Origin of the sequence: Paracoccus sp. SSJ, assembly GCF_030234105.1 — a bacterium.
In the GTDB taxonomy this organism is placed as follows: domain Bacteria; phylum Pseudomonadota; class Alphaproteobacteria; order Rhodobacterales; family Rhodobacteraceae; genus Paracoccus; species Paracoccus denitrificans.
Genome location: NZ_JASSPE010000004.1, coordinates 1 through 20806, shown reverse-complemented (window position 1 = coordinate 20806; position 20806 = coordinate 1). Strand labels below are relative to the sequence as shown.

The following is a 20806-nucleotide window of genomic DNA, read 5'->3' as shown; positions in this document are numbered from 1 at the left end:
CAGCGACATGACGGGCTGGGAACAGCAGGAACAGGCCCGCCGCGACTGGATGGCGGAACATTCGCTTTACCGTGCCGAGGACGAGCATTCGTCCTGCGGCGTCGGGCTGGTCGTCAGCATCGACGGCAAGATCAGCCGCAAGGTCGTGGAAAGCGGCATCAACGCGCTGAAGGCGATCTGGCATCGCGGCGCCGTGGACGCGGACGGCAAGACCGGCGACGGCGCCGGCATCCATGTGCAGATCCCGGTGCCCTTCTTCTATGACCAGGTGCGTCGCACCGGGCACGAGCCCGACCACGACAAGCTGATCGCCGTGGGCCAGGTGTTCCTGCCGCGCACCGATTTCGCCGCGCAGGAACGCTGCCGGACCATCGTGGAATCCGAAGTGCTGCGCATGGGCCATTACATCTATGGCTGGCGGCACGTGCCGGTGAACACCGCAGTGCTGGGCGAAAAGGCCAACGCCACCCGCCCCGAGATCGAGCAGATCCTGATCCGCTGCGACAAGGACATCGACGACGAGCAGTTCGAGCGCGAACTCTACATCATCCGCCGCCGGATCGAGAAGGCGGCGGTGGCGGCGCAGATCGCCGGCATGTATATCTGTACGCTGTCGTGCCGCAGCATCATCTACAAGGGCATGATGCTGGCCGAGCAGGTGGCCGAGTTCTATCCCGACCTCAAGGACGAGCGCTTCGAGTCCGCCTTTGCCATCTATCACCAGCGCTATTCCACCAACACCTTCCCGCAATGGTGGCTGGCGCAACCCTTCCGCATGCTGGCCCATAACGGCGAGATCAACACGCTGAAGGGCAACTCGAACTGGATGCGCAGCCACGAGATCCGCATGGCGTCGCGGACCTTCGGCGAGATGGCCGAGGACATCAAGCCGATCATCCCCGGCGGCTCGTCCGACTCGGCGGCGCTGGATGCGGTGTTCGAGGTGCTGGTCCGGTCCGGCCGCAACGCACCGATGACCAAGACCATCCTGGTGCCGGAAGCCTGGTCCAAGGCCACCACCGACATGCCCAGGGCCTGGGCGGACATGTATGCCTATTGCAACTCGATCATGGAGCCCTGGGACGGGCCCGCCGCACTGGCGATGACCGACGGGCGCTGGGTCTGCGGCGGCCTGGACCGCAACGGGCTGCGGCCGCTGCGCTATGTGGTGACCGGCGACAACCTGCTGATCGCGGGTTCCGAGGCCGGCATGGTCCCGATCAACGAAACCGCGGTGCGCGAAAAGGGCGCGCTGGGTCCGGGCCAGATGATCGCCGTCGACATGGCCGAGGGCAAGCTTTACCACGACCGCGAGATCAAGGACCACCTGGCCGCCAGCCAGCCCTTTGGCGATTGGGTGGAAAAGGTCGTGCAGCCCTCGGAACTGATGGCGAAGCTGCCCGAGACCGCGCTTCACGACGGCGAGGAACTGCGCCGCCGCCAGATCGCGGTCGGCTATACCGTCGAACTGGTCGAGCAGATGCTGGTCCCGATGGCCGAGGATGCGAAAGAGGCGCTGGCCTCGATGGGCGACGACACGCCGCCCGCGGTGCTGTCGCGCCAGTTCCGGCCGCTGTCGCATTACTTCCGGCAGAACTTCAGCCAGGTCACCAACCCGCCCATCGACAGCTTGCGCGAAAGCCGGGTGATGAGCCTGCGCACCCGTTTCGGCAACCTCAAGAACGTGCTTGAGGAAAGCTCGACCCATGCCGAGATCACCATGCTGGAAAGCCCCTTCCTCGCCAATGGCGAGTTCGAGGAACTGACCCGCATGTTCGAGGGCCAGGCGACGCAGATCGACTGCACCTTCCCGGTCGATGGCGGCTCGGATGCCCTGGGCGATGCGCTGGCACGCATCCGCGCCGAGGCCGAGGATGCCGTGCGCTCGGGCAACGGCCATATCATCCTGACGGACGAGGGCATCTCGGCCAGCCGCATCGGCGTGCCGATGATCCTGGCGACCAGCGCGGTGCACAGCTGGCTGACCCGCAAGGGGCTGCGGACCTTCTGCTCGCTGAACGTGCGGGCCTCGGAATGCGTGGACCCGCATGATTTCGCGGTGCTGATCGGCTGCGGCGCGACCACGGTGAACCCCTATCTGGCGCAGGACACGCTGGCCGAGCGCATCGAGCGCGGCCTGCTGGACGGCAACCTCATCGACATCATGACCCGCTATCGCGAAGCCATCGACGCGGGCCTGCTGAAGATCATGGCCAAGATGGGCATTTCGGTCCTGTCCTCCTATCGCGGCGGGCTGAACTTCGAGGCGGTGGGGCTGTCGCGCGCCATGGTGGCCGAGTATTTCCCCGGCATGCAGTCGCGCATCTCGGGCATCGGCCTGCACGGGCTGCAAGCCAAGCTGGAAGAGGCCCATGCCAAGGGCTTCGGCGCGGCCCTGGTCGATCTTCTGCCGGTGGGCGGCTTCTTCAAGGCCCGCCGCTCGGGCGAAAAGCATGCCTGGGAAGCCAATACCATGCGGCTTTTGCAGTTGGCCTGCGAAAAGGCGTCCTACGACATCTGGAAGCAGTTCACCGCCACCATGCGGGCGAACCCGCCGATCCATATCCGCGACCTTCTGGACATCAAGCCCCTGGGCAAGCCGGTGCCCATCGAGGAAGTGGAATCGATCACCTCGATCCGCAAGCGCTTCGTGACGCCGGGCATGTCGCTGGGGGCGCTGTCGCCCGAGGCGCACATGACGCTGAACATCGCCATGAACCGGATCGGCGCCAAGTCCGATTCCGGCGAGGGCGGCGAGGATCCGGCGCATAGCAACCCGCTGCCCAACGGCGACAACCCCTGCGCCAAGATCAAGCAGGTCGCCTCGGGCCGCTTCGGCGTCACCGCCGAATACCTGAACGCCTGCGAGGAACTGGAGATCAAGGTCGCGCAAGGCGCCAAGCCCGGCGAGGGCGGCCAGCTGCCCGGCATGAAGGTCACCGACCTGATCGCCCGGCTGCGCCACTCGACCAAGGGCGTGACGCTGATCTCGCCGCCGCCGCATCACGACATCTACTCGATCGAGGATCTGGCGCAGCTGATCTACGACCTCAAGCAGATCAACCCGCGCGCCAAGATCACCGTGAAGCTGGTGGCGTCCTCGGGCGTCGGCACCATCGCGGCGGGCGTCGCCAAGGCCAAGGCCGACGTGATCCTGATCTCGGGCCACAACGGCGGCACCGGGGCCAGCCCGGCGACCTCGATCAAGTTCGCCGGCCTGCCCTGGGAGATGGGGTTGACCGAGGCGCATCAGGTGCTGGCGATGAACCGGCTGCGGGATCGCGTCACCTTGCGCACCGACGGGGGCCTGCGCACCGGCCGCGACATCGTCATGGCGGCGATGATGGGGGCCGAGGAATACGGCATCGGCACCGCCGCGCTGATCGCCATGGGCTGCATCATGGTGCGCCAGTGCCAGTCGAACACCTGCCCGGTGGGCGTCTGCACCCAGGACGAAAAGCTGCGCGCCATGTTCAACGGCTCGGCCGACAAGGTGGTGAACCTGATCACCTTCTACGCCACCGAGGTGCGCGAGATCCTGGCCAGCATCGGGGCGCGCAGCCTTGACGAAGTGATCGGGCGGGCCGACCTGCTGACCCAGGTCAGCCGGGGCGACAAGTCGCTGGACGACCTGGACCTGAACCCGCTGCTGATCACCGTCGATGGCTCGGAAAAGATCGTCTATGACCGTTCGAAACCGCGCAACGCGGTGCCCGACACGCTGGACGCCGAGATCATCCGCGACGCCGGCCGCTTCTTCTCGGATGGCGAGAAGATGCAGCTTTCCTATGCGGTCAGGAACACCCAGCGGACGGTGGGCACGCGCACCTCGTCGATGATCGTGCAGACCTTCGGCATGCGCAACACGCTGCAACCCGATCACCTGACCGTGCGGCTGACCGGCAGCGCGGGCCAGTCACTGGGCGCATTCGCCGCGCCGGGGCTGAAGATCGAGGTCTCGGGCGATGCCAACGACTATGTCGGCAAGGGCCTGTCCGGCGGCACCATCGTCGTTCGCCCGCCCATGGGCAGCCCGCTGAACGCGGCCGAGAACACCATCATCGGCAATACCGTGCTTTACGGCGCGACCGACGGCTATCTGTTCGCGGCCGGCCGCGCGGGCGAGCGTTTTGCGGTCCGCAACTCGGGCGCCAAGGTGGTGATCGAGGGTTGCGGCTCGAACGGCTGCGAATACATGACCGGCGGCGTCGCCGTGATCCTGGGCCGGATCGGCGCCAATTTCGGTGCCGGCATGACCGGGGGCATGGCCTATCTCTACGACCCCGAGGGCCTGGCACGCGACTATATCAACGACGAGACGCTGGTCCTGTGCCCGGTGACGCAGGCGCATTGGGAAGAGCAGCTGCGGGATCTGATCGAACGGCATCACAGGGAAACCCGCTCGCGCCGGGCCGAGGAGATCCTGCAAAACTGGGAGGACGAGAAGGCGAACTTCCTGCAAGTCTGTCCCAAGGAGATGCTGCCGCATCTGAAGCACCCCATCGCCCCGGTCGAGGACCTGGCGGCGGTGCCGGCCGAGTGACAGGAAGCGGGGGCCGAAAGGCCCCCGTTTCGGTTTCCGCGGTCGGGCCGGTGCCTCAAGCCCCCGGGAGCGCGCTGCATCCCCGTGGACATGTGCCCTGCATGCCCCAGACGGCTCGGGCTCTTTCATCCGGCTGCGCCCACGGCCCGCAGGTCATCTGCGCGAGACAGCACGGGATGAAGCATCGCCCGCCATGCCTCCGCTCGACCATTACGAAGATGGGTATCGACCACGGCCATGCCGCCACGCTGCGGCATCATGAATCCAAGCTGCGGGAAATCCATGTAAGCCCCGGCCGCACAGGAAGCATAGTAGCAAAAAAGGGGGGGACTATCGTGGCAATCTGGAAGTGCCTGGCAATAATCACAAAGATTTTCCGCTTGCGCGGAAAATTTCCGAACAATATCAACTACAGGCCGAGTGGATCGACAGTTCGTCCTGCCCTTTTTCTCAGATAGCGTTACCTCACCGCTGGTCGAGCACATCTACCAAGAGATATGACAATTACGGCACTCCTGCTAGGATCTGTAGTTTTCTCCCTTCTCGATTCACTGAACACAATTTGAGGAAAGGCCATGGAAAAAATCGAACTTCGCGCCATAGATGCACCGGCAGGGCATAAGCATCTATATATAGTATAAACAAACGACCTCGGCAGGGAGTTTATCGTTAGAGCAGGTCCCGGACCATTCACGGCGTTTGACTATATAGACGTCGAATGGGGACAGTACACATCGACATCCAGAGATTGGGTCCCACCAGAAAACAGGGTGCCACAGGACACATCGCTTATCACCGAGGGAAGCGACTTGTCCGATACTTTTCTAAAGATGGCTTTCTTTGCCCAATTGGTTGGGCTTTCGCGGATCTTCGCACCACTTCGCATCCGGGGTCTTCCGACGTCCTCCGATGTCTTCCGCCTTAGTGCAGATATTCGTGTCACACAACATCGGTCGCCGCGCCGCGGGCTGAGGCTTCGGCGCCGGCTCAGCCGGGCTGGCAGACGAAGGCCTCCAGCGTCTCGGGGTCGATGGGCTTGAAGAGGATCTGCAGCCCGGCCTGGCCGGCGGCGCGCCGGGTTTCGGGGCTGCGGTCGGCGGTGATGATGCGGGTCGGGCGCAAGCCGAAGCGGCGGTGCAGCGCCTGCGCCGTCTCGACGCCGCTGGGGCCGTCGCCCAGCTGCTGGTCCAAGAGGTAGATGTCGGGGATGACGCCCATCTCCTCGACCAGGGTCAGCGCCTCGCTGCCGCTGGCGGCCTCGACCACCTCGACGCCGCGGCGTTCCAGCAGCTGCGCGATGGCGCTGCGCAGGTCTTCGTCATTCTCGACCAGCAGCACGATGCGGTCCATGCCCGCCTCGGGCGGGGGCGTGGCGGCGGGGGCCTTGCTGCCGGCGCGGGGCAGGTCATGCGCCAGGGGCAGCTCGACCGAGAAGCGGGTGCCGCGGCCCGGCACCGAATGCAGCCGCAGCCGGTGGTCCAGCAGCGCGCAGGCGCGCTCGACGATGGCCAGGCCCAGCCCCATGCCCTGCGCGGCCGAGGCGGTGCCCTCGACGCGGTGGAACTCGCGGAAGATCGCCTGCTGGTGCTCGGGCGCGATGCCGGGGCCGGTGTCGTGGACCTCGATGCGCAGGCTGCCGCCCTGGCGGCGCACGCCGACCAGCACCCGCCCGGCTTGCGTGTAGCGGATGGCATTGCCGATCAGGTTCTGCAGGATGCGCCGCAGATAGGCCGCGTCGCTTTCCACCGCCAGTTGGCAGGGCATGATGCGCAGTCCCAGGCCCTTGGCGGCGGCCAGCGGCGCGAATTCGTCGGTCAGCTGCGCCAGCAGCAGCTCCATCGACAGGGGCGCGATCTCGATCTCGGTGCCGCCGGATTCCAGCCGCGACAGGTCCAGCAGCGCTCCCAGGATGCCCTCGACGCTGAGAAGCGCGTTATGCGCCTTTTCCAGCGTGGCGCGCAGGGCGCTGTCGCCGGCATCGTCGCGGGCCGAGGCGACGAAGAGCTTGGCGGCCGAGAGCGGCTGCAGCAGGTCGTGGCTGGCCGCCGCGACGAAGCGCACGCGGGCGGAATTCGCGCGCTCGGCATTGGCCAGCGCCGCGGCCAACTCCTCGGTCCGGGCGGTGACGCGGGCTTCCAGCGTGGCCTTGGCCCGCAGCATGGAATGGATCGCCAGCCGTTCGCGCGTGACATCGGTAAAGGACATCACGAAGCCGCGCTCGGGCATCTCGCGGCCATGCACGTCCAGGATGACCCCCGAGGCGTGCCAGAGCTCGAAGGACAGGGGCAGGCGCGCGCCGCGCATCCGCACCCATTCGCGCAGCTGCGAGGCCGAGAAGCCTTCGTTGAAGCGGGCCTGATACAGCATCCGCACTGCCAGCCGCTCGAAGCTCAGCCCGCGATGCATCAGCGCCGCGGGGATCTCCAGCAGGTCCGCGAGCCGCTGGTTCCAGCCGATCAGCGCGCCATAGGCGTCGAAGATGCCGACGCCCTGGTTGATATGCTCCAGCGTCGCGCGGATCATCCGCGCCTGGTTGTCCAGCAGCTTGCCATGCTCGATACGCTCGGTGCGGATGATGCGGGTCACGTCGGTATGCAGGACCACCGTGCCGCCGTCGAGCGTGCGCTGCTCGCTGACCTGGATCCATCGGTCGCCGGTCAGGCCGATGTTGAAATGCTGCGGCTGCTCGTGGCGCCGCATCCGCTGGGCGATCCAGCCGTCGGCGGTCAGCCCCTCGGGCAGCAGCACCTGCCGCGACCGGCCCAGCAGCTCGACATAGGCCGCGAAGCCGATGCCGGGGACAAGCGCCGGGCGCACATCCGGCAGGTCGGCGCAGAAGCGGCTGTTGCACAGCACCAGCCGGTCCTCGGCGTCGAACAGCGCGAAGCCTTCCTCGATCGCCTCGATGGCCTGCGACAGGTCGCGGCGGGCGCGCTCGGCGGTGGCATTGGCGGCATTCAGCCGCTCCAGCGTCGCCTCGAGATCGCAGGTGCGCTGGCGGACGCGCTCCTCCAGCAGAGCGGCGCGGCGGAATTCCTCGAAGGCGGCGTTGTTCTCGTCCCGGCGCTCCTCGGAATGGCGCATCAGCACCTCGGCGATGACCAGCAGCTTCTCCAGGTTCTGCCCGGCATCGTCGTTACGGTCGATGAGCCAGTCCGAGATGCGCGCCATCAGCCGGGCTCCGCCAGTTGCGTCCCCGGCGGGTAGATCGCGCAGCCGGTCAGGGTGTGGTTGACATGCAGCGGGCCGAATTGCTCGCCATAGGTGGAAAAGCCCCAGACGCGATGCCGGCGCAGCACTTCCGAAACGGCACCGCCCAGCTGCTTCTGCTCGGCCTCGATGCGGCGCAGCACGCAGTCGAAGCCCAGCACCGCCACCGGCGGCACCGGCCCGGCCAGCTGCGACAGCCGCCGGTCCAGATGCGCGGGCAGGTCCTCGGGCTCGGTCAGCGCCAGCACCACGCCCGCGTCGATGGCCGAAAAGAACAGCAACTCGCCCGAAGGCAGCACGCGTTGCACCGCCCGCACGTGATAGCGGCCGCCGACCCGCACGGCGAGCGGATGCGCGGCAAAGGTCAGGTAGTCGATCAGCGCCGGATCCTTGCCCAGGATGCGGGCGTATTCACGCGCCGCCGGCTCGGCATTGATGCGCTGCACGATGCGGGCGGCGGGGTCGGCCCGGGTTACCACCATGCGCCGCTCGGTCGGGTGCAGGTGGTCCATGTTCAGCGCCCGCACCGGGCAAAGCCCGCGCAGCACCGACAGCACCGCCGCGTTGCGCAGCGCCCGGCCGCGATGCAGGACCAGCGTTTCCCGGAATCGCAGCCCGTCCCCGGCCGATCCGCCGATCAGCGGCACATGGCCCGAGCCGGCCGCCAGTGCCGAGGCCAGGTCGTCCTCGCAAAGCGACAGCCCGTCGACCAGCAGCAGGGCGAATTCATGCGGCAGATGCGCCTGCGCACCCGCGAGATCCTGGCGCAGTTGCAGGAAGGCCGCCGCCGCGGCGCTGCGCGACAGGCGGTCGAGGTCGGTCAGCTCCAGCACCTCAGCTGCGAAAAGTCGCGAGGGGAATCCCAGCGCCAGCACCGCGCCTTCGTCATAGCCCGCCTCCGAGATCTCGCCGGCGGTGGTACAGCCGACGACATGGGCGGCGGGCAGGCGCGCCGCGGTCTCGGCAGCGATGCGCGCGACGTCGGCCCGGGGCGAGACAAAGAGCATGACCAGCGCGAAGGGCCCGGGACCAAGGCCCCGCGCCAGCCGGCCGGTCACGTCGGCGTCCTGCGCCGGCGCGCTGGCCCGCGCGATGCAATCCTGCGCTGCGCTCACCCCGGCCTCCCTTCCGCTGTCGCGCCTCCTCCGTCAGGCTTAGCGGTTCACTCCCTCGCTGTCATGGCCTGCGATCTCGGCCCTCGCCTCGGCGGTCATGGCGTTGAAGCTGATGTCCTGGGCGAACAGCACCGCCTGGGTGCGGGTCTGCACCCGCAGCTTGCGCATGATGGCGGTGACATGCGCCTTGACCGTGGTCTCGGCGATCGACAGCTCATGCGCGATCTGCTTGTTCAGCAGCCCGGTGCTGATCAGCTGCAGGATCCGCGCCTGCTGCCGGGTCAGCGAGGCGAGCCGCGCCAGCGCCTCCTCGGCCAGGCTGGGGGTGGCATTGTCCAGCGCCAGCCGGCTGGCATGCACCTCGCCGCGGGCGATGGCGGCGAAGGCCTCGCGGAAGGCCTCGCGCGGGGCGTGCTTGGGCACATAGGCGCTGACCCCGGCCAGCAGCGCGCCGCGCACCACCCGGCGCTCGTCCATGGAGGAGACCACGATGATCGGCCGCTCGGCCGCCGCCTGGCGCATGCGCACCACGCCTTCCAGCCCGTTCACGTCGGGCAGGTGCAGGTCCAGCACGATCACGTCGGGCACCGGCTCGCGCGCCATGCGGTCCAGCGCCTCGGCCAGGCTGCCCACGGCCTCGACCCGGGCGATGCCCACCGGGCCGGTCAGCGTCATCGACAGCGCGTCGCAGAACAGCGGGTGATCGTCCACGATCAGCGCCGTGTTCAGCGGCCGGATCGGCGGCGGGGGTTGCTGGGCTTGTTCCATGGTTCTGCTCATCTGGCTGCCTCGGCTGGAATGGGTCGAGTCTAGGGGCGGGCGGCGGGGCCGTGAAGCGCGGGATGCCGTCGCCCCGGGTCCTCCAGCCGGATCAGCCAGCCGCCCGAGGCATTGACCTGGATGCCGTAGCGCCCCGGCCTCTCGATCAGGAACGAGCCCGAGCCGGCCCCAGCCTGATGCAGATTCTGGATCACCGCGCCCGATGCGTCCAGCAGATAGACCACCATGATAGCATCCATGCTTTCGAAGACCAGCCGCGCCGGCCCGTCCAGGTCGAAGCGCGGCAGCACCCGGTTGCCGGCGCCGCGATGCTCCAGCGCCGGCTTCCGCGCGGCGAGCCGGTCATAGCAGGCCAGCCGCAGGGCCGCGTCCGGCTCGGCCCGGCAGGCGCGAAGCGCGGCGGCCAGGTCGAGCCCCGGCGCCGGCGTGGCCGCCAGCGCTGCCGAGGCCAGGATCACCAGTCCACGGGGCATCCCGTGCAGTGCTCCATATGCACCCCCTCCCAGATGGCATAGGGGGCGTGGTTGCCCTCCAGCAGCGCCTCGGCGAAATCGGCGTTGTAGAACTTGCTCTCCATCAAGTTCGCGCCGATCAGCTTCGCGCCGACGAATTTCGACTTGGGCGCCATGGCCGCTTCGAGCGTGGCGGCGGTCAGGTTCGCGCCCGACAGGTCGGCGCCGGCCAGCCGGGTATAGTCCAGGTTGGCGCCGGTCAGGTCGGCGTCCCGCATGACCACGCCCTGCAGCTGGGCCATCTGCAGGTTGGCGCCGCGCAGGTCGGCGCCGGTCAGGTCGGCGCCCTTCAGCTCGGCCCCGAACAGGTTGGCGCGCATCAGGTTCGCGCCCTTCAGGTCGATGCCGTTCAGCTTCAGCCCGCGCAGGTCGGCGTGGCGGAGGTCGGCGCCGGGGCAGGCGGCGCCGGCGCGGATCTCGCAGGTGCCGATGACCAGCGGCCCTTCTCGCGGGGGCGGCTCGTCGACGATAACCGGCCAGCCGCCGCCGGTCTGTTCGGAATTGGCCGCATGGACCCCGGAGGCGAGGGCCAGGGCGGCTAGGATGGTCAGGCTTCTGAGCATGGGATTTTCCCTCGGTTCGGGGTGTGGGGACGGGCAGGGACGACCTGCCCGGCCGGTCAGTTGCCTGTCACTTCGAGGCAGTCAGCAGCTCGTCCGGGATCTCGAAGACCCAGAACGAACCGCCTTGGCTGACCTGGGTGGTCAGCGTCGCCATGTCGCCGCCCCAGAGTGGCACCGCGCCGCCATATCCCGAGGCGATGCCCAGGTATTGCTTGCCGTTCATTTCCCAGGTGATCGGGGACGACACGATCCCCGAGCCGGTGTTGAACTTCCACAGCTCCTCGCCCGTTTCGGCGTTGAAGCCCTTCACGAAACCGTCCGAGGTGCCGGTGAAGACCAGGTTGCCGGCCGTGGCCAGCGTGCCGGCCCATAGCGGGAATTCCTCCTTGTGCTCCCATTTCTTCTCGCCGGTGGTCGGGTCGAAGGCGCGCAGCGTGCCGATATGGTCGTCGTAAAGCCGCTTGATGCGGAAGCCCTGGCCCAGATAGGCGGCGCCGGCCTGATAGGTGACGTTCTCGGTCCAGTAATCCTCGGTCCAGTGGTTCGCCGGCACATAGAACAGCCCGGTCTTCTGGCTGTAGGACATCGGGTTCCAGTTCTTGCCGCCCAGGAAGGGGGGCGAGACCTCGATGCTGGCGCCCTTGGTCTCGCCCTCGGCGGGCAGGGGCGGGCGCTGGCCCTCGTTCTCGATCGGGCGGCCGGTCTTCAGGTCGATGCCCTTGGCCCAGGTGATGCCGTCGACGAAGGGGAAGGCGTTGAGCAGCGCCGTCGGCCGGTTGATCTCGCCGCCGCGCTTCGACAGCGCCTCGATGTCGGTGACATAGAAGAAGCCGTTGCGGTCGGCATGGGCGCCGGCGCGATGGGTCTTGCCGTCCTTGTCCTTGTAGTCGAACAGGATGATCTCGTTGTTGCCGGAAAAGTCCCAGGCGTCGTTCGGTGTGTGCTGGTAGAAGCCGACCAGCTCGCCGTTCGAGGGATCGACATAGGCCTGGCCCGAGGTATACAGGCTGTCGCCCGGCGTGCGCGCCCAGGTGTTCCAGGGGGCGGGGTTGCCGGCGCCGACGACGATGGTGTTGGTCTCGGGGTCGTAGCTGGCCGATTGCCAGGGCGCGCCGCCGCCGTGGCTCCAGGCCTCGACCTTGCTGCCGTCGGGATTGTTCGGCCAGCTCGGCGCGGCTGGATCGCCGGTGACGGTGCCCTCCGCGCCAGCCAGCGTGCCCTTGTGCCCCTCGACAAAGGGCCGCATCCAGATCTCCTCGCCGGTTTCGACATCGCGGGCATAGAGCTTGCCGACCACGCCGAACTCGTCGCCCGAGCTGCCGTGGATCAGCATGACGCGGCCGGTCTCCTTGTCCTTCACGATGGTCGGCGCGCCGGTCATCGTGTAGCCGATCTTGTGGTCCTCGAACTTCTTGCGCCAGACGACCTTGCCGGTGTCCTTGTTCAGCGCATAGATGCTGGCGTCCAGCGTGCCGAAAAAGACCTTGTCGCCATAGATCGCCGCGCCGCGGTTCACCACGTCGCAGCAGGGGCGGATGTCCTCGGGCAGGCGGGCCTCGAACTTCCACAGCCGCTTGCCGGTCCTGGCGTCCAGCGCCCACATCCGGGAATAGGACCCGGTGACGTAGATCACCCCGTCATGCACCAGCGCCTGGGTTTCCTGGCCGCGCTGCTTTTCGTCGCCAAAGGAAAACGACCAGGCCGGGCGCAGGTGCTTGACCGTCTCGGCATTGATCTGGTCGAGCGCGGAATAGCGCTGCGCACCCACCCCCAGCCCATACATCAGCACGTCGTCGGTGGTCTCGGCGTCGTTCAGGATGTCCTCCCAGGTGACGGGGCTGGTCTCGGCATGGGCCATCGCCGCGACGCAGGCGAGGGCCAGAACACTGGCCGAGGTCAGTTTCAGAAAGCGATTCATGCAGTCTCCTCCATATACATGAACGACGGGTTGCCCGCGTCTGATGCCTTGTCGGTCCTTGCTTCAGGCGCCGCCGACGACCGGCAGCGCCAGGGTTTCATGGTCGCCGAAGCGGCGGACGACCGAGCGCAGGTATTCCTCGGGATTGGCGCCCAGCCCGGCGAATTCGGGGACGGGGCCAGCGGCCATCGCCTCGATTGGCGTCAGCCCCAGATCGGCGGCCATCGCCAGCCGGTCGCGCGTCGCCCGCAGATAGGCGCGGGTCTGCGCGATGCCTTCGCCCGCGCGGTGGAAGCGGCCATGCCCCGGCACCACCCCGGCGGGGCCGAGCCCTTCCAGCCGGTCCAGCGCCGCCAGCCAGGTCGCGAAATCCGCGTCTGGCAGGCTGGTCGCGCGGTCCAGGAACACCAGATCCCCGGCGACCAGCACGCCGGTCGCCTCATCGAGGATGGCCAAATCGGCGGCGGTGTGGCCGGCCAGCGGGATCATCCGCAGGGTCCGGCCGCCGATGGCGCGCGGGCCGGCCTCGACCTCGCCGGTCGCGGGCATGGTCCGGGTCCCCGAGATCCAGCTGCCGAGGATCGAATACAGCGTCTCGGCATAATCCTGGGCATATTCGCGGCAGGTCGCGGATGTCGCCGCCAGCGCCAGAACCGGCCGGTCGGCCAGCGGCGCGTTGCCAAACCAGTGGTCCGGGTGATGGTGGGTGTTGATCGTCGCGACGAGCCCGCCCAGCCGCTGGTCGGCAAAGGCGCGGATCTCGGCCCCCATGGCGGCGGTCGAGCCGCTGTCGACGACCAGCGCGCCCTGATCGGTCGCCAGCAGCGCCACGTTGACGATGTCGCCGCCGTTCTCGCGGGTGAAGACCTCGCGCCGGCCCTCGATCATCCATATTCCGTCTGCAACTTCGACTGGCTGCAGGCCATATCTGCGCGGCTGCGCGAAGATGGGCAAGGGCAGCGTCAGGACGGCGGCCCCGGCCAGCAGCGCCCGGCGGGAAAGGCTCATGGCGCGTCCTCCACCCGGCCCGCGAAGGCATAGCCCAGGTTGTCGCGCGCCCGGATCGCGACCGGCCCGCGCGCCAGGTCGGGCGGCAGCAGGAAAGTCAGCGCCGGGTTCTCCTCCAGCGGCTCGTGCAGCTCCAGCGCGGCGATCTCGGCCCCGGCGGCGTCGAGCAGAGCCAGTTCGGTCAGGTGATGCGCCGGGATGCCGTCCGCCAGGCCGGTGTCCTGCGGATGGCGCAGCCGTAGCCGCAGTCGCCCGGTTTCGGCCCAGAGCCGGGCGCGCAATTCGCCGAAGCCCTGCTGCCAGTCGGGTCGGTGGTGCGCAGCGGCGGGCGCGCTGCATCCGCCGCCAAGCGCGCTGACATAGGCCGCGCCGACCAGCCATTCGCCCGCCCCCGTCTCGGCCCCGGTCTCGGCCGAGGCGCGCAGGGCGCCGCCGACCTCGTATTTCACGCCGAAGCCCAGCAGGGGCAGGGCGCGGCCGGGGCGAAAGACGATGGCCTTGGGAAAGGGGCTGTAGTCGATGGTGACGACGATGCGCCGGATCGGCTGCGCGACGGCGGTGGCGTCGATCAGGAAGGGCACATGGCGGGAATCCTCGGCCGCGCGCGGCGCCAGGACGGCGACGGCCGGATCGTTGCGCCAGGCCGCGGGGTCGCCCAGGAATTCCTGCCGGTGCGACGGCCACATGCCGCTGTCGAACGCATCGCCCCCCACGGCGGCCGGCCCGGTCCTGCCGGTCAGCAGCGGGGGCGAGGCGGCGCCGGGCAACCTGTCCGTCAGCAGCGCCATGGCCCTAGTTCCTCAGCACGCCACGGATCAGCTCGGCGGCCGCCGGCGCATGCGAGGCGCCGCTGCGCAGCATGTGCGCCGCCTGGTCCAGCACGGTCACGGCGCGCGGCGCGCCCGAAAGCGCCTCGAAGCCGCTGCCGGCGCTTTCCAGCTCGGCGGCCAGCGCCTGGGCCTGATCGGCCCCGGCATCGAGCGGCAGCGCCTTGACCTTGTCGTAAAGCGCCGCGATCTCGGTGCTTTTCTCCGCCAGCGCGTCGGCATCGGGGCGGGTCTCGATATAGGTGCGGATCGCCCAGATCGCCTGCTGGTTCAGGATGCCCTCGAAGGGCGGCATCTTCACCGCGCCGTTCTGCTCATAGCCGTGCAGGATGCGGTCCAGATACCATTCGTCGCCGAAGGCGCTGGCCTCGAGGAAGCGCAGGTCCGGCGCCAGCCCGCCCGAGATCGCCTCGAGCCCGTGGCAGCGCGCGCAATTGCTGTTGAAGCCCTTGGCACCGATCTCGACGGCCTTGAACAGCACCGCGCCGTCCGCCTCGCGCCAGGGGTTTTCGCTGGCCATCTCGGCCGGAAGTTCGGGCAGGCCGGCGGTGTCGACCGCCTGCGGGGCGGTGTCGCCATGGCCAAGCGCCATCGATGCCCAGAGAGCGAGTGAGACGGCAAGAGGAAAGGTCTTGCTTATCCTGCGGGTCATGTTCCAAAGTCCTTCGCGCGTATCCGTTGTGCGTTGCGTCCTGGTCAAATTTCCTTGAGATCGAGAAAGGGTAAATTGTGCCATGGTCGTATTGCGCACCCTCCGCAGGGCCCGGAGCCTGCGGTCCCGCCCCGGAATCGGGGCATTTCTCCTGCTTCTGGCGGGGGTTTTCCCCTTGGCCGTCGCGGCCGAGCAGCCAGTGCTGTTCGACGAAAGCGGCTATCGCCTGGACGGCTATCGCGCCCCGGTTCCCGAAGCGGTGCCGGGGGCGAGGACGCTCGACCTTGCGCAGGTGCGGGCGCTGATCGGCCAGGGCTGGATCCCGGTCGACGTGATGGGCGCCCGGGTTTTCGGGATCGGCGCCGACGGCACATGGATCCTGCCCGAGCGGCACCGCTCGATCCCCGGCGCGCGTTGGCTGCCGGTGGTCGGCTGGGGCCGGCTGGAGCCATGGCAGAGCGATTATCTGGATGCGAGCCTGGAGCGGATCACCGGCGGCGACCGCAAGGCGGGGCTGATCCTGTTCTGCAAGTCGGATTGCTGGCTCAGCTGGAACGCCGCCAGGCGCATCGCCGGGCGCGGCTATGTCAACCTGGGCTGGTTCCCCGGCGGGGTCGATGCCTGGGCGGATGCCGGCCTGCCGCTGGTCGAGATCCGGCCCGAGCCGCATCGCGGCAGCTGGTCGCGCTGATCGCCGCCGCCCGGCGGGGGGTCAGCCATGCGCGACGGTCACGGTCTTGAGGCGGGTGAAGCCGTAGAGCGCCTCGAAACCCTTCTCGCGGCCATGGCCGGATTTGCCGACCCCGCCGAAGGGCAGCTCGATGCCGCCGCCGGCGCCGTAATTGTTCACGAAGACTTGGCCGCTGCGGATCTTGCGCGCCAGCCGCAGCTGGCGCGCGCCGTCGCGGGTCCAGATGCCGGCGACCAGCCCGTATTCGGTACCGTTGGCGATGCGGACCGCCTCGGCCTCGTCCTGGAAGGGGATCAGCACCTGCACGGGGCCGAAGATCTCCTGCTGGGCCAGCGCATGGCCGGGATCGACCTCGGAAAACAGCGTCGGCAGCACGAAATGCCCGCCCGGCGCGGCATCGGGATGCAGCCTGCCCTCGGCCGCCAGGGTCAGCTCGGCCTTGCCGCGGTCGATGAAGCCTATGAGGCCGAGGGCGGGCGCGTCACCACCGACCTCTTTGCCGACCAGTCCTATTTCGAGGACGAGGCCCTGCTGCACGAACTGTTCACGGCCAAGCTGGAAGCTCACGCCGGCACCATCATTGCCGATGGCTGGAAATGGGCCGAGCCGATCCGGGACAGCTATGTCGGCTATTACGAGATCGAGCAACGCAAGCTGGATCGCATCTATGCGCAGGAAGGCGAACTGTCCGAAGCCGAGGCCGAGCGTTATGATGAACTGGCCGAACTGGCGAACGGCGACGTCCTCGATGACGAGGGCGAGGCAGAACTGGCCGCGCTGCAAGCCATTCTGGACGGCGGTTTCACCGACGAGCAAAAGGCCGTGTCGGGCGTCCTGTTCTATGTGGACCAGAGCGGCACACTGAAAACCCTCGAAGGGCTGGTGACGCGCGAGGACCGCGCCGCCGCCATCGAGGCCGGATTCCTGCGCCCATCGGTTCATAACGAGAGCGGCAGCGACACCCCGAAATCGCCCATCAGCAACGCGCTGCGCGACGACCTCGGCCGCGTTGCCATGGGTGCGCGGCAACATGCCATCCTGCGCGATCCTGACCTGCTGCTGGACCTGCTGGCCTATCAGTTGAGCCACAGCCTGCAATGGCGCAAGCCGTTCGGGCTTGCCGCCGAGGCCGTGCCGAACTGGCCGACCACCGAGGCGGAAGGCTATGACCTCGACGAGCGGCTGGCGGGTAAGGAGCCGCGCGAGATGTATGGCAAGGACCTGGCCAAGTCCTTCCGGACCTTCCGTCAGAAGGGGCAGGATCACACGCGCGGCGAGTTGATCCGTTGCCTTGCCGCCCTGTTTCGGGGCGGCGACGAGCAGCTTTCCGCCCTGATCGACAAGGCCATAGCCCCGCAAATCCGCGAAGTCTGGACCCCGACCGCCGCCAATTTCTTCAGCCGCGTCGGCGGGCCTTACCTGAACGAACTCTGGCGCGACCTGCTGGACCTGCCGGAAGATCACCCGACCGCAACAACCTTCGCCAAGCTGAAAAAGGCCGAGAAGGCCGCGAAGCTGGAAACCCTGTTCAGTGACGATGCCACCCGCAAGGCCCATGGCGTCACCGAGGCGCAGGCCGCGCGGATCGACGCTTGGCGGCCCGAAGGTATGGAGTGACCGAGGCGCGGGGCGCGCAAGCGCCCCGCTCATCGAGGGTGAGAAACATGCGCTTTATCAGGTATCCCCGCCATCCCTTCACCGATAGCAGCCGCAAGCGCGCTGCACTGCGCCGCAAGCAGCGTCTCGAACGCGATGCCCTGCCCCTCTTCGCCGAACAGATCGCGGAGGAACAGCCCGGCGAGGATGAGGTTATGCAGGACCGTGCCATCCGGTGGGCGGAAAGCCAGCAGCGAACCCGTGATGCCCGCGCCGCCCGCTGGCGCGAGGCCCGGCGCAGGCTTGCCGCCCTGACCGACAAGGAGCGCGCGGTCCTGCTGGCCGCATGGAACCGCGCGCCCTACCCCGCCGACCCGACATATCTGCTGGATTTCCTGCACGGCTATTCTGTCGGGTGCTTCACGCTGGACACAATCCCCTTCGACCAGGTGCCGCGCAACAAGCACGGGCACCGGATGCAAGAGCATCAGGAAAGGACGTAAGACATGGCCGATTTCACCGCCTTCCGACACCCTGTCCTTGCCGTTGCCTGCCCGGCCTGTGGCGCGGCCGCCGGCACCTGGTGCCGCCGGCCGAGCGGCCACCGCGCGGCCGATCTGCACCGCGCGCGCGGCATCGAGGCCGACCGGGTTTTCATCGACCAGCACGGCCCGGACGCCTCGATCATTCGCATTGCGTCTGGCTGGCAGGTCGATCCCCGAGGGCGAGCCAGAGATTGAACATGCCTGCACAACCATGGAGACGCCTTGACTGGACCCTGCCCGAGTGGATCGCCCTTGCGTGGAAGCTGGAACGCACGTTGCGGTGCAGCCGGCAGCACTACGACGCCTGCACCCGCCATGTGCAGCGGTTTCCCGGCCAACTGGTCGCGGTCGAGCTGGATAGGGCTGTCCTGCTATCCCTGCGCCAGCTCATGCTTGATGGACACCCTAACCGCTTCGGGCGGCCGGGCCGAGGCAATCGCGTCGGGGACTGGACGACCCGCGCCTTGATGGACGTGAATAATCAGCTTGCCCGGCTCGATCGCATCGAGCGCCGCAACACGCTCTGAAATATCCTTGTGGTGAGGATGACTGGCCGCCCCCTTGGGGCGGCTCTTTTCTTTGCCCTGTTCCTAGTGTTCGCCGGCGGCGTCGCCCTGGCAAGCCAGAACGCCGGCGACGGCGCGGCGCTAAGGCCGCGCCGGGCCCGCTGCATGGCCAGAAGCAGGGCATTGCCGTGTTGCATTTGGTTCGAAATATGGTATCAATTTTAGCATGAAAAGAGGCTTGATATGACGGATTCTGAAAAAGGTGCGCTAGCAAAGCTCGCGCTGTTTGCTCTGGGAGCATTCGCCATCCTTCGCCTGACGTATACAGACGGCTGGAGGTTTGACACGGTCCTGGGGTCAGCGGCGAATGCGGCGTTGATCGTGGGCGTCCTCGCCCAGATCGCACTGGAAATGCTGGTGCGCTTCGCTCCGGATAGCTGGCTTCCGGACGATTTGCTCGCCGAATTGCCGAGATGGCAAACAGGGGTGGTCTTGCTGTCCTTGATCGCTGCCTCGGTCAGCCTGCTCATCGCTCAATGAATGACCTTGTGGAGATTGAATATGCAACGTGTTGAAGCCCAGATTGCGGTCAGTGTCTCTGATCTGAAGAAAAGCCCGACCGCAATCATGGATCAGGCGCAAGGCGAGGCCGTCGCCGTGCTGAACCACAATCGCGTCATGGCTTATATGGTCCCGGCCGATGTTTACGAGGCGATGATGGAGCGGCTGGACGACCTGGCGCTTGTCGATGTCATTAAGGCCCGGGCGGATGAAACGCCGATCAGCGTGGGCCTCGATGACCTTTGAGCTTAAGTTCCTGCCATCCGCACTGAAGGAGTGGAAAAAGCTCGGTGCCACGCTTCGGGAGCAGTTTCGGAAGAAGCTGGCCGAACGTCTGGAGCAGCCCCGTGTTCCTGCTGATGCGCTGCATGGTCTGGAAGATCATTACAAGATCAAGCTCCGCAGCGCCGGCTACCGACTCGTCTATCGCGTAGAGGATGCAGAAATTACCGTCACAGTGGTCGCAGTTGGTCGTCGCGAACGAAGCGAGGTGTATAAAGCTGCAAGCGCACGGCGCGATGATCGACCCAAAAGCTGACGTCCATTCTGGACCTTGAGAAGCGGCAGATAGTTTCGGGAGGATCCACGCAGGATCATCAGACCAGGCGCAGCGTGGCCGCCCCCTCGGGGCGGCTCTTTCTTTGCCCTGTTCCTGGTGTTCGCCGGCGCCGTCGCCCTGGCAAGCCAGAACGCCGGCAACGGCGCGGCGCTAAGGCCGCGCCGGGCCCGCTGCGCGGCAGAACCGTCGCGCCATCGGTCGCGTCCGGCTGCTAACCCGGCCAGCGTCAGGCGCCGGCCGGGGCCGGACCTATCCACCACCACACGGATCTTGTCATTCTACCACACTGGTCAAGGACGGCGGCCGCGCGAGCGCGGCCTTGCAAGCGGCCCGTGCCGGGCCGTCCCTGACTCAGCGTGTTCGCATGCCTGCGACCGTTCGGGGCGGCTAGAGCCTCGCAATCTTCGGTCTCATCGCTTACATTTCACAAGGAGCATCCAATGAGCGACGCCGACATGACCACCGCCGAACAGTCCCTTGCCGATGATAAGATGCGGGCCGAGATCGCCAAGCTGATCGCGGAAACCTCGAAGATCAATGCCGAGGCCCGCTGGTATCCGCTGGCCGTCGCCACCGGCCTCGTCGGCGCCATCGCTGGCCTGACAGCCTTCATCATCAAGCTTTTCGGTCTCTGACCAATGCGGCCCCTTCGGGGGCCGCTTTAACTTCAACCGGCCGCAGCCTGGTCGTTCTCTTCCCCGCCAGTAATGCGGAATCGGCCGCGACCGAGGCGGCGCGGAACGGCCGCGGATCATCGTGCAGATCGGCCCAGGCATGGCCCGTCCAGAACGTCGCAACGTAGAGCTTCATGGCTGATCCCTCACGCCATATCGGTTTCCGAAAAATCCCCGCCCTTGTAAAGCAAGGGCAAACGGTAGGCTTTGGCGCAGGCGTAGGACAGGGCGTCGCCCATGTTCAGCTGCGCCGGGTGGCCGACCTGCTTGCCGTAGATCGACAACGCCCGGATCGCTTCCTTCCCCATCCCCGTGGTGACGTGCATCTCTTGCGCCTCCGCCGCCTCGATGAACCCGTCCACCAGCTCGGCCGCCGCGGCAAAGTCCTCGGCTGCCGCCGGGCCCTTGCCGCGAGCCTGCACCATACCTGATCTGGTCGCTCGATCGCCAGATTCCGTAGCAGGTAGGGATAGATGCGGTGCTGCGGATGCGGCTCGCTGGTCCTCGGTGCCTGGTAGATCGGCGACAGGCCGATCTTGCGCATCA

General features: G+C 67.4%; 21 protein-coding genes and 2 pseudogenes. 10 read left to right on the top strand and 13 right to left on the bottom strand.

Features of this window, described 5'->3' with window-relative positions; genetic code table 11:
* Positions 1–7: 7 nt before the first annotated feature.
* On the top strand, positions 8–4543 hold the full coding sequence (gene gltB, locus QPR87_RS05335; RefSeq protein ID WP_285048812.1) for a glutamate synthase large subunit: 4536 nt from the start codon (positions 8–10) through the stop codon (positions 4541–4543).
* A gap of 987 nt (positions 4544–5530) precedes the next feature.
* On the opposite strand, the gene QPR87_RS05330 is transcribed toward gltB, so the two are convergent.
* The 9 genes from QPR87_RS05330 to pedF form a co-directional block, all read right to left on the bottom strand.
* Entirely contained in the window at positions 5531–7714 is a 2184-nt protein-coding gene (locus QPR87_RS05330; RefSeq protein ID WP_083539296.1) for a PAS-domain containing protein, read from the bottom strand.
* Positions 7714–8868, bottom strand: a complete 1155-nt coding sequence (locus tag QPR87_RS05325; protein ID WP_104491161.1) for an FIST signal transduction protein — start codon at positions 8866–8868, stop codon at positions 7714–7716. Before QPR87_RS05325 ends, QPR87_RS05330 begins: the two co-directional genes overlap by 1 nt.
* 39 nt (positions 8869–8907) lie before the next feature.
* Complete coding sequence (locus QPR87_RS05320) at positions 8908–9636, bottom strand: response regulator (RefSeq protein ID WP_072463926.1); 729 nt, start codon at positions 9634–9636, stop codon at positions 8908–8910.
* Positions 9637–9677: 41 nt separating this feature from the next.
* Positions 9678–10121, bottom strand: a complete 444-nt coding sequence (locus tag QPR87_RS05315; RefSeq protein WP_104491160.1) for a hypothetical protein — start codon at positions 10119–10121, stop codon at positions 9678–9680.
* Positions 10103–10723: a pentapeptide repeat-containing protein gene (locus QPR87_RS05310; protein WP_072463924.1), complete on the bottom strand. Its 621-nt coding sequence runs from the start codon at positions 10721–10723 to the stop codon at positions 10103–10105. The genes QPR87_RS05315 and QPR87_RS05310 overlap by 19 nt, the downstream gene beginning before the upstream one ends.
* Positions 10724–10790: 67 nt before the next feature.
* Positions 10791–12641: a PQQ-dependent methanol/ethanol family dehydrogenase gene (locus tag QPR87_RS05305; protein ID WP_072463923.1), complete on the bottom strand. Its 1851-nt coding sequence runs from the start codon at positions 12639–12641 to the stop codon at positions 10791–10793.
* Positions 12642–12704: 63 nt separating this feature from the next.
* Positions 12705–13649, bottom strand: coding sequence for a quinoprotein relay system zinc metallohydrolase 1 (locus QPR87_RS05300; RefSeq protein WP_230377650.1), 945 nt, complete (start codon positions 13647–13649; stop codon positions 12705–12707).
* Entirely contained in the window at positions 13646–14437 is a 792-nt protein-coding gene (locus tag QPR87_RS05295; protein WP_072463921.1) for a quinoprotein dehydrogenase-associated SoxYZ-like carrier, read from the bottom strand. Before QPR87_RS05295 ends, QPR87_RS05300 begins: the two co-directional genes overlap by 4 nt.
* A gap of 4 nt (positions 14438–14441) precedes the next feature.
* A complete protein-coding gene (gene pedF / locus QPR87_RS05290; RefSeq protein ID WP_285048688.1) occupies positions 14442–15128 on the bottom strand; it encodes a cytochrome c-550 PedF in 687 nt (228 codons plus the stop codon).
* Positions 15129–15303: 175 nt separating this feature from the next.
* Here pedF and QPR87_RS05285 point away from each other — a divergent pair, with 175 nt between their 5' ends.
* Positions 15304–15819 (top strand): rhodanese-like domain-containing protein, encoded by a 516-nt coding sequence (locus QPR87_RS05285; RefSeq protein ID WP_051416320.1) that lies wholly within the window; start codon positions 15304–15306, stop codon positions 15817–15819.
* 21 nt (positions 15820–15840) lie between these two features.
* Here the strand turns inward: QPR87_RS05285 and QPR87_RS05280 are convergent.
* A pseudogene (locus tag QPR87_RS05280) lies at positions 15841–16257 on the bottom strand (aldehyde dehydrogenase family protein); the annotation flags it as partial.
* On the opposite strand from QPR87_RS05280, the gene QPR87_RS05275 reads away from it, so the two are divergent.
* The 8 genes from QPR87_RS05275 to QPR87_RS05240 all read left to right on the top strand — a co-directional run bounded on the left by QPR87_RS05275 (position 16198) and on the right by QPR87_RS05240 (position 20221).
* A complete protein-coding gene (locus QPR87_RS05275) occupies positions 16198–17436 on the top strand; it encodes a hypothetical protein (RefSeq protein ID WP_285048815.1) in 1239 nt (412 codons plus the stop codon). The pseudogene QPR87_RS05280 and the gene QPR87_RS05275 sit on opposite strands and share 60 nt — an antisense overlap.
* Positions 17433–17918, top strand: a complete 486-nt coding sequence (locus QPR87_RS05270; RefSeq protein ID WP_230377652.1) for a hypothetical protein — start codon at positions 17433–17435, stop codon at positions 17916–17918. Before QPR87_RS05275 ends, QPR87_RS05270 begins: the two co-directional genes overlap by 4 nt.
* 3 nt (positions 17919–17921) lie before the next feature.
* A complete protein-coding gene (locus QPR87_RS05265) occupies positions 17922–18155 on the top strand; it encodes a zinc finger domain-containing protein (RefSeq protein WP_104491154.1) in 234 nt (77 codons plus the stop codon).
* Positions 18156–18157: 2 nt separating this feature from the next.
* Positions 18158–18487 carry a hypothetical protein gene (locus tag QPR87_RS05260; protein WP_285048687.1) on the top strand — a complete coding sequence of 110 codons (330 nt, stop codon included), beginning with the start codon at positions 18158–18160 and terminating at the stop codon, positions 18485–18487.
* Between the two features lie 222 nt (positions 18488–18709).
* Positions 18710–19006 (top strand): hypothetical protein, encoded by a 297-nt coding sequence (locus QPR87_RS05255; protein WP_104491152.1) that lies wholly within the window; start codon positions 18710–18712, stop codon positions 19004–19006.
* A 6-nt stretch (positions 19007–19012) separates the two neighbouring features.
* Positions 19013–19273 carry a type II toxin-antitoxin system Phd/YefM family antitoxin gene (locus tag QPR87_RS05250; protein WP_285048686.1) on the top strand — a complete coding sequence of 87 codons (261 nt, stop codon included), beginning with the start codon at positions 19013–19015 and terminating at the stop codon, positions 19271–19273.
* Positions 19263–19565 (top strand): type II toxin-antitoxin system RelE family toxin, encoded by a 303-nt coding sequence (locus QPR87_RS05245; protein WP_104491150.1) that lies wholly within the window; start codon positions 19263–19265, stop codon positions 19563–19565. The genes QPR87_RS05250 and QPR87_RS05245 overlap by 11 nt, the downstream gene beginning before the upstream one ends.
* A 461-nt stretch (positions 19566–20026) precedes the next feature.
* Positions 20027–20221 carry a hypothetical protein gene (locus tag QPR87_RS05240; protein WP_010400642.1) on the top strand — a complete coding sequence of 65 codons (195 nt, stop codon included), beginning with the start codon at positions 20027–20029 and terminating at the stop codon, positions 20219–20221.
* On the opposite strand, the gene QPR87_RS05235 is transcribed toward QPR87_RS05240, so the two are convergent.
* From QPR87_RS05235 to QPR87_RS05225, 3 genes and pseudogenes are all read right to left on the bottom strand, one after another.
* Entirely contained in the window at positions 20202–20396 is a 195-nt protein-coding gene (locus QPR87_RS05235) for a hypothetical protein (RefSeq protein WP_230377654.1), read from the bottom strand. The two genes, QPR87_RS05240 and QPR87_RS05235, sit on opposite strands and share 20 nt — an antisense overlap.
* A 10-nt stretch (positions 20397–20406) precedes the next feature.
* Positions 20407–20685 carry a PIN domain-containing protein gene (locus tag QPR87_RS23610; protein WP_350310446.1) on the bottom strand — a complete coding sequence of 93 codons (279 nt, stop codon included), beginning with the start codon at positions 20683–20685 and terminating at the stop codon, positions 20407–20409.
* Positions 20679–20806: pseudogene (locus QPR87_RS05225) on the bottom strand (IS3 family transposase); the annotation flags it as partial. The gene QPR87_RS23610 and the pseudogene QPR87_RS05225, both read right to left, overlap by 7 nt.

Excerpts from the sequence above, each read along its gene's own strand:
- pedF (WP_285048688.1), bottom strand. The coding sequence starts at position 15,128 with ATGACCCGCAGGATAAGCAAGACCTTTCCTCTTGCCGTCTCACTCGCT.
- QPR87_RS05305 (WP_072463923.1), bottom strand. The coding sequence starts at position 12,641 with ATGAATCGCTTTCTGAAACTGACCTCGGCCAGTGTTCTGGCCCTCGCC.
- QPR87_RS05315 (WP_104491160.1), bottom strand. The coding sequence starts at position 10,121 with ATGCCCCGTGGACTGGTGATCCTGGCCTCGGCAGCGCTGGCGGCCACG.
- gltB (WP_285048812.1), top strand. The coding sequence starts at position 8 with ATGACGGGCTGGGAACAGCAGGAACAGGCCCGCCGCGACTGGATGGCG.
- QPR87_RS05240 (WP_010400642.1), top strand. The coding sequence starts at position 20,027 with ATGAGCGACGCCGACATGACCACCGCCGAACAGTCCCTTGCCGATGAT.
- QPR87_RS05245 (WP_104491150.1), top strand. The coding sequence starts at position 19,263 with ATGACCTTTGAGCTTAAGTTCCTGCCATCCGCACTGAAGGAGTGGAAA.
- QPR87_RS05310 (WP_072463924.1), bottom strand. The coding sequence starts at position 10,723 with ATGCTCAGAAGCCTGACCATCCTAGCCGCCCTGGCCCTCGCCTCCGGG.
- QPR87_RS23610 (WP_350310446.1), bottom strand. The coding sequence starts at position 20,685 with ATGGTGCAGGCTCGCGGCAAGGGCCCGGCGGCAGCCGAGGACTTTGCC.
- QPR87_RS05275 (WP_285048815.1), top strand. The coding sequence starts at position 16,198 with ATGCCCGCCCGGCGCGGCATCGGGATGCAGCCTGCCCTCGGCCGCCAG.
- QPR87_RS05295 (WP_072463921.1), bottom strand. The coding sequence starts at position 14,437 with ATGGCGCTGCTGACGGACAGGTTGCCCGGCGCCGCCTCGCCCCCGCTG.
- QPR87_RS05300 (WP_230377650.1), bottom strand. The coding sequence starts at position 13,649 with ATGAGCCTTTCCCGCCGGGCGCTGCTGGCCGGGGCCGCCGTCCTGACG.
- QPR87_RS05330 (WP_083539296.1), bottom strand. The coding sequence starts at position 7,714 with ATGGCGCGCATCTCGGACTGGCTCATCGACCGTAACGACGATGCCGGG.
- QPR87_RS05255 (WP_104491152.1), top strand. The coding sequence starts at position 18,710 with ATGACGGATTCTGAAAAAGGTGCGCTAGCAAAGCTCGCGCTGTTTGCT.
- QPR87_RS05260 (WP_285048687.1), top strand. The coding sequence starts at position 18,158 with ATGCCTGCACAACCATGGAGACGCCTTGACTGGACCCTGCCCGAGTGG.
- QPR87_RS05235 (WP_230377654.1), bottom strand. The coding sequence starts at position 20,396 with ATGAAGCTCTACGTTGCGACGTTCTGGACGGGCCATGCCTGGGCCGAT.
- QPR87_RS05265 (WP_104491154.1), top strand. The coding sequence starts at position 17,922 with ATGGCCGATTTCACCGCCTTCCGACACCCTGTCCTTGCCGTTGCCTGC.
- QPR87_RS05320 (WP_072463926.1), bottom strand. The coding sequence starts at position 9,636 with ATGGAACAAGCCCAGCAACCCCCGCCGCCGATCCGGCCGCTGAACACG.